This window comes from Mesorhizobium sp. M2E.F.Ca.ET.209.01.1.1, assembly GCF_004010375.2.
Taxonomy (GTDB): Bacteria; Pseudomonadota; Alphaproteobacteria; order Rhizobiales; family Rhizobiaceae; genus Mesorhizobium.
Window position 1 is genome coordinate 1 of the sequence record NZ_SADP02000819.1, and the last position, 318, is coordinate 318.

At 69.8% G+C, this 318-nt stretch carries 1 protein-coding gene; it reads right to left on the reverse strand.

What is annotated here, in order from left to right:
• Positions 1-287 (reverse strand): membrane dipeptidase (locus tag EN852_RS38040; protein ID WP_246694562.1); only part of this gene is annotated, 287 nt, incomplete at its 3' end.
• Positions 288-318 lie beyond the last annotated feature (31 nt).

Consider the following 318-nt stretch of genomic DNA (forward strand, 5'->3'; position numbering starts at 1 on the left):
AGCACGTCGAGCATGGTGAGTTCAGGATCGATCGCCTCGACGCCCTCGATGTGGAACACTGCGGCAACCGTGCCTTGCGCCATGGCGTGGCGCACATCGCCGGCACTGCGGCATACCGCCAATGCGCCGGCACGCTCCAGCCGGAACAGGATCGACGCCATCGCGATCGTCGAGTTGAGCGCATCGGCGCGCGGAACCTCGGGCGGCAACGGCTCGCTGTCGCTCGGCGCCGAAGGCACGGCGCTGCGCCGCGCTTTCTCGACCGGCGGCGGGAAGATGGCGAACATGCCACCGGCGAATCCGCCGGCCTTGGCGCGC